Source organism: Sphaerospermopsis sp. FACHB-1194 (genome assembly GCF_014696235.1).
Classification (GTDB): Bacteria; Cyanobacteriota; Cyanobacteriia; order Cyanobacteriales; family Nostocaceae; genus Sphaerospermopsis; species Sphaerospermopsis kisseleviana.
Genome location: NZ_JACJPU010000017.1, coordinates 84,519 through 91,017 on the forward strand (window position 1 = coordinate 84,519; position 6,499 = coordinate 91,017).

At 38.8% G+C, this 6,499-nt stretch carries 6 protein-coding genes; 4 read left to right on the forward strand and 2 right to left on the reverse strand.

What is annotated here, in order from left to right; translation table 11 throughout:
• Nucleotides 1-95: 95 nt before the first annotated feature.
• Nucleotides 96-1,034, reverse strand: coding sequence for a lysylphosphatidylglycerol synthase domain-containing protein (locus tag H6F45_RS12295; RefSeq protein ID WP_190347309.1), 939 nt, complete (start codon nucleotides 1,032-1,034; stop codon nucleotides 96-98).
• A gap of 380 nt (nucleotides 1,035-1,414) precedes the next feature.
• On the opposite strand from H6F45_RS12295, the gene H6F45_RS12300 reads away from it, so the two are divergent.
• Nucleotides 1,415-2,017 (forward strand): hypothetical protein, encoded by a 603-nt coding sequence (locus H6F45_RS12300; protein ID WP_137667991.1) that lies wholly within the window; start codon nucleotides 1,415-1,417, stop codon nucleotides 2,015-2,017.
• 166 nt (nucleotides 2,018-2,183) lie between these two features.
• Here H6F45_RS12300 and larC read toward each other — a convergent pair whose 3' ends face one another.
• Nucleotides 2,184-3,509 carry a nickel pincer cofactor biosynthesis protein LarC gene (gene larC / locus H6F45_RS12305; protein ID WP_190347310.1) on the reverse strand — a complete coding sequence of 442 codons (1,326 nt, stop codon included), beginning with the start codon at nucleotides 3,507-3,509 and terminating at the stop codon, nucleotides 2,184-2,186.
• Nucleotides 3,510-3,623: 114 nt separating this feature from the next.
• On the opposite strand from larC, the gene H6F45_RS12310 reads away from it, so the two are divergent.
• The 3 genes from H6F45_RS12310 to H6F45_RS12320 all read left to right on the forward strand — a co-directional run.
• The gene (locus H6F45_RS12310) at nucleotides 3,624-4,283 is read left to right on the forward strand and encodes an L-threonylcarbamoyladenylate synthase (RefSeq protein WP_096570043.1); all 660 of its coding nucleotides are present in this window, start codon (nucleotides 3,624-3,626) and stop codon (nucleotides 4,281-4,283) included.
• A gap of 372 nt (nucleotides 4,284-4,655) precedes the next feature.
• Entirely contained in the window at nucleotides 4,656-5,873 is a 1,218-nt protein-coding gene (locus tag H6F45_RS12315) for a HetZ-related protein (protein WP_190347311.1), read from the forward strand.
• Nucleotides 5,874-6,232: 359 nt separating this feature from the next.
• Nucleotides 6,233-6,499: helix-turn-helix domain-containing protein (locus H6F45_RS12320; RefSeq protein ID WP_190347312.1), on the forward strand; the 267-nt coding region annotated here is incomplete at its 3' end.

The window sequence follows — 6,499 nt, forward strand, 5'->3', positions numbered from 1 at the left end:
TTTTTGTTTTCAATCAATATGTACAATTAATTTTGCTTGGGTACTTATTTTCTGTTGTTTTGTTTCCCAATCACCAATCACCAATCACCAGTCACCTAACTAGAAAAACGTTCATCCAGGGAAGCTAAAGCAGCACCAGCGGTTTCAGCCAAAATGCTAATGAGACGATAGAGAGCGATCGCACTGATTACCAAAGCAGCAGGAAAACGATGTTGTAAAAGAGCGATCGCTGTAGCTTCAAACACCCCCAAACCACCAGGCGCACCGGGAACAACCAAACCCAAAACCCAAGCAAAACTAAAAGCCCCGAATAATAAAGGAATTTGGCTTAATTTTACAGAAAATAAAGCATACATAGTTAAAACAAACCCAGTTCCCCGTAATCCTAAAAAAATCAATTCACCCAACAAAGGAAGCAGAGGATAGCATTCCAGACCTAAACCATTAATAGACTGGTTTTCTGATGTAGAATTTTGATTTTTTTGATTTTTTAACCGATATAAAAAGCGAATTATGGGATTTAAAACCAAAGGATGAACAGCACCCAGCAGCACAACTAAACTGAGAAATTGCAAAATTTGTACCCAAATATTAGTGTTATTAACTGCCAATTGACTACCAAACAAAACAACAGTTATTAAAGCCGCAGTAGCCATGAGTAAAGGTTCTAATAAAACGCTTAAAGTTGCAGTAACAGTAGAAATATTAGCATTTTTAGCTGCCAAGATACGCCCGTAATAATGCCAAACATTGCCAGGTAAATACTTAGCAATATTCGTTTTTAAATAAACTTGAATAAATTCAAAAGTTGAAACAGATTGATTAAACTCTTTTAATATCCAAGTCCAGATCCAACCAGCCCAAGTATGTGCCAGTAAAGTTACACCAGTAGCAATTGTTAAAATTGCCCATCCGGCCGCATCTATACGGATAGAACTCACTTCTAGCCAATTATCCTTTAAAGCTTTCCCTAAAAAAAATAGCGTTCCCCCGAAAATGAACCAGCGTAAAGCGTTTTTCACAACTTTTTTCATTATTTGTAGAATTTAAGCATTAAATGGAGCAAGATCATTATATTAAATAATATCTCCCTATAGTTAGATAAAATCAAAAATTAATCACCACTAAAATGTCACCTAAGCTAGAGGTAGAGTTGATTTAAAAATCCTTAGAATAATATCAGGTTTTCCATGTAAATAAATCAAACCTAAATAAATCAAACTCAAACTATGTAAGTATTCAGCAATCAGTAATCAGTAATAGTCAGTAGAAAAAGCTTCAGGATTTTTAAAATAAAAAGCAGATAAAGCAAGCAATAGACCTGAATTACAGAAAAATCCCGCAGTAAGTAAATAGACTTTTGTGATTCAGCTTTTATGCTTTTATGCAGTCGAAAAAATACAAGGAGGATAAGATGAAAAGGCTAACTAATTGGTTACAAAATCTGCGACCATTGAAAATTTTAAGCATATTTTTGGCGTTAACATTCCTATGTTTAGCACAAGCTTGTAATCGTCCTAATATAGCGGGACAACCACCACAACCAGCGGCACAACCACCAAATGCAAAAAGATATGATCCGACAAAAGATTATCCTATTTCCAAATATCAAGGAGGAATGAACAACTTTAGTGATGTAGATCCCAGAGCAAGAGAAGCTGAAAAAGCAGCCAGATATAGAGCAGATCAACTCATAGAAAATGCTCAGAGAAATATTGAACGCAAGGGAATTGATAGCACTGATCAATATATTCGTAATTATCGAGAAGGAACACCTTTTGGTGAACGGGTGAAAAACTTAGGTGAAGATGTGGGAAGTTCAGCGGAAGAATTGCGAGAAGGAGTAACCAAGGGTACTCAAAGAGGAATGGAAAATCTTCAGGAAAATGTGGAAAGAGGAGTCAAAGACTTAACTAAAAATGTACAACGTGGAACTGAAGACATCGGTAGAAATATTCAACGTCGAGCAGAAGATACAGGAGAAGCAATAAACAGGACTTTACAAGAAGCGCATTGATATTAAGAAGAATACAGGAGTCAGGAGTTACAGAAGAATAATTAGATATTGTACCTATAGCCTTACACAGAGTAGTTAAGACATCAATGGATCATCAAAGTCTTACTACAATAGGGTTTTACTGTTGACTCCTGACTTCTGACATTTTTGATTTTGTGTGATGTTGTTAATTGTGACTATACCAATTATGTAAAGCCAAACGTTGAATTTCCCGCCAAGGAATATTATGTTTTCGTGCTAAGTCTGCACAATCTTCATATTCTGGCTGCACATTGGTAATGACTTTTGCTGTTGCTTCTCCTTTCCAGGCAACTTTGACAGCGACTTTACCATAGGGGGTTTCTACTTGTTGTATTTCTCGTTGTAAAATACGGCGTTGTTGAGTTGTGCGACGAATCCCTAAAGTTGTAGTTTCACGAAATAAAATTTCTTCACAAATGGCTAAATTTTCTGGATGACAAATCACGGTTAATAAAAGTCCTGGACGTGATTTTTTCATCCCTATACTTTGAGTAAAGACATCCACCGCACCAGCCGCAAATAAAGCATCAAAAATATAACCGATCGCTTGGGGATTTAAATCATCAATTTGGGTTTCTAAAACTGAAATAGGTTCTAAATGTGATTCTGAATGATGCTCTGCATGATGCTCTGCATGATGTTCTGAATGGTGATGAGTATTAGCAACATCTGTAACAGTGGTTTGAAGATTTGAACTTTCACCAATCCACAGCCGTAGTATATTAGGGATGGGTAAATCAAGAGAACCTGCACCCAATCCTACTTGTTTGAGGATCATTGGTGGTGGTGAACCAAAACTTCTAGCTAAAGTAGTGGCGATCGCTGCCCCTGTGGGTGTCACCAGTTCTTTATCAATGCCGTTGCTATAAACTGGACAACTCCGCATTTCCCACAACTTCAAAACTGCGGGTACTGGTACTGGCATTTGTCCATGTGCCGCACGAACAGTTCCCCCACCAGTGGGAAACGGTGAACAGTATATTAAAGGTAATCCTTCTTTATTTGTATTGATACCTAGCCAATCTAAACCCACGCAAGTCCCCACAATGTCCACAATCGCGTCTACAGCACCAACTTCATGGAAATGAACTTTTTCCGGTTCAATGCCATGAACTGCCCCTTCTGCCACTGCTAACTGGCGGAAAACGGCTAAACTCCAAGCTGTTGCCCGTGATGGTAGATTGGCTTTGACAATCATCTCTTCTATTTCTGGCAGGTGACGGCCATGATGATGAGAGTGTTCATGATGATGGTGATGGTGATGGTGATGTACTAGGTCTACATGAACCTTCGTTGCTTGTTGTGTTTGTCTGTGGACAAGTTCTGACCGTAACTGGTATTCCTGCTCAATTCCTAAACCATTGAGTTTTTCTATCAGATACTCTACGGGAACACCCAGACTTACCAAAGCACCCAGACACATATCACCGGATATTCCAGTGGGACATTGAAAATAAGCAATTTTATGCATAAATTAGTCATTAGTCATTAATCATTAGTCATTAGTCATTAGTCATTAGTCATTAGTTAATTCTACCCAATCACCAGTCACCAGTCACCAGTCACCAGTCCCTAATCCCCAGTCATGGCCAAGATTTTTGAAATTCATCCTGATAACCCTCAAAACCGCCGTATAGAGGATATAAAGTTGGCGCTTTCTAGTGGCGCTATCATGCTCTACCCTACTGATACAGTCTATGCCATTGGTTGTGATTTGAATGCTAAGTCGGCGGTGGAAAGAGTGAGACAAATTAAGCAGTTAGCCAATGATAAACCACTGACTTTTTTATGTCCTTCACTTTCTAATGTGTCTACTTATGCCTTCGTAAGTGATACAGCCTATCGGATTATGAAGCGTTTGATACCAGGTCCTTACACTTTTTTGCTACCTGCTACCAAGTTAGTACCGCGACTGGTGCAAAGTCCTAAGCGAAAAACAACAGGAATCCGCGTGCCAGATCATAGGGTATGTTTGGCATTGCTGGAAGCGTTAGGAAATCCGATTATTTCCACTTCGGCACATTTACCACACAATGACACAGATGATGAAATATTAGGAGTAGATTCTGAATCTATTCTGTCAAGGGTAGAGCTATTTGACCGTTTAGATAACTTGGTGGACATCATTATTGATACAGGTGAAGAACCTACGAATCAAGTGTCTACCATTTTAGACTTGACGGATGAAGAACCAATAATTACACGGAGGGGTTTAGGTTGGGAAGCCGCAGCAGTTTGGGTATAATAATTCAGCTTTACAGATTCAACCCTCTGTTTCGTAATTTGTGATAAATATACTCCAATTTTGAAATTGTCATACCAAAAAACGCTGGGATCAGGGAAAATGAGATGGTGGCAAATCTTAGCATTGCTAGGGTTTGAATCATTTTTAGCGTCTTCTCCATACCGATATCTCACCTTTAATCTGGTTGCTGATCAAAAAAGCGACACACTTGACAGGCCCCTTAACTTCTGAAATTTCCTACAGTCTTATATGTCAACAGTGTTTGCGGGGAGTCTTGATAGATGTATGTCACCAAGATTCTCTGATGATGACTGGACTTAAGAACTGTGTCTGCGTTTTAGTTAAGGTGCAATACCAACTCCAGGAAAAGTCATGAAAGCTAACCTCGTCAATCTGCCAAATTCTACACCTGCTTTTGATAGTGATGTTTCAAATGAAGATTTATCAGGTACTAATTCTGAGACTTTAGTACAGCTTCTTTGTCAGGAAATGCAGTCTCAAGTCAAGGCTTCATCTGGATGTGTCCAAGCTGTAGCCAAACGCATCACTAAAGAAGTAGAACGGATATGTGATAAAAGTTCCCGCATTCAAACTTCTGGGCAAGTTAGGTCTTGGCAGATTACTTTAGCAAGACATCGTTTACAAAAGTGCCTGCGTTACTATCAGTTGGGTTCACGACAAGGGAGGGTAGAGTTACATAGTAGTTTAGGTGCTATTGTTTATCGCCACGTTACTCTTGCTGGCTCAGAATTGGGTTTTGAAGCTCGTTATAATCTGATTGAGGATTTTCTCCAAGCTTTTTATATCGAAGCGATTAAAGCTTTTCGTCGGGAAAATGAATTAGCTGAAGATTATACTCCCCGGACTCAGTTACAATTAGCTGAGTATATGGCGTTTACGGAGCAGTATGCCAAACGTCGAATTAATTTACCTGGTGGTGCGAATCAACAGTTGATCGTGTTACGCGCTCAAGGTTTTGCTCGTCGTCAACCCCAGGAAACGACTGTTGATATTGAAATGGCGGTTGATTCTGCTAAAACTGAAGAAGCGGAATCTTATCAACGTAATTTAGCAGTGCAGCAGATTAGATCCCAGATGGTTGCTAAACCTAGTTTTGATCCTTCTGAGGAGTCAGAACGCGATCGCGTAATTACTGAGTTGATGAAATATCTGGAGTCTCAAGGTCAATCTGACTGTATGAATTATTTGTCTTTGAAACTTCAAGATTTGTCTGCACCAGAAATTGACCAAATTTTAGGTTTAACCAGTCGTCAGCGTGATTATTTGCAACAAAGATTTAAATATCATGTTGAGAAGTTTGCTAAACAGCATCATTGGCAATTAGTACATCAATGGTTGGGTGCTGGTTTAGAACATAAGTTGGGTTTGTCTTCTCAACAATGGGAAGTGTTCTGGAATCAATTGACTGAACAACAACAGCAAATTTTTAACTTAAAAACTGCGAAGGAAAGTGATCAGGCGATCGCTAAGGCTGTACAATGCACTCCCAAGCAGCTACAAAAACGCTGGACTCAAATGTTAGAATTAGCTTGGGCTATCCGCAACGGTAATGTTGAAGTTAAGGCCTGATCATTCTCTGGTGAAATTGTTACATTTATCTGCATACCTAGCCACCTTATACACCTGTTTCTACAAAATAACATTCTCCTCTATTTCTCCCCCATCACGGGAGAATTAGAGAAGTAGTTATCACCATTAAAAATTAATAAAAATCAAAAAAAATTAAGATCCCCGACTTCTTTTATAAGAACAAAGGCTGAAAACCCTTGAGGTTAAGTTTTTACGCCACGCTCCAAAACTTAACCGTCCTTTAGGCAAGGGTTAGTAGCTAGTTACTGTTTTCTTAACCAATACTAACAAATACTCACATTTACTGAAAATTTCCTGTCATCTTTTGCTTTGTGACAGAATTACAGTAAAATCACTGTATGCTACTAGGATTCAAAACCCAACTCAAAGTTAACAAGCAACAACGACTACTACTGGCGCAAAACGCAGGAGTAGCCAGACACGCTTGGAATCAAGGTTTAGCACTTTGTCAACAGGTATTATTACATAATAAACTGCAACCAGAAGAAAAAATCAAATTTCCCACAGCCATAGATTTACACAAATGGTTAGTAGCAGCCATTAAATCTACCCATCCTTGGTATTATGAAGTGTCTAAATGCGCCCCTCAATACGCATTAAGATAT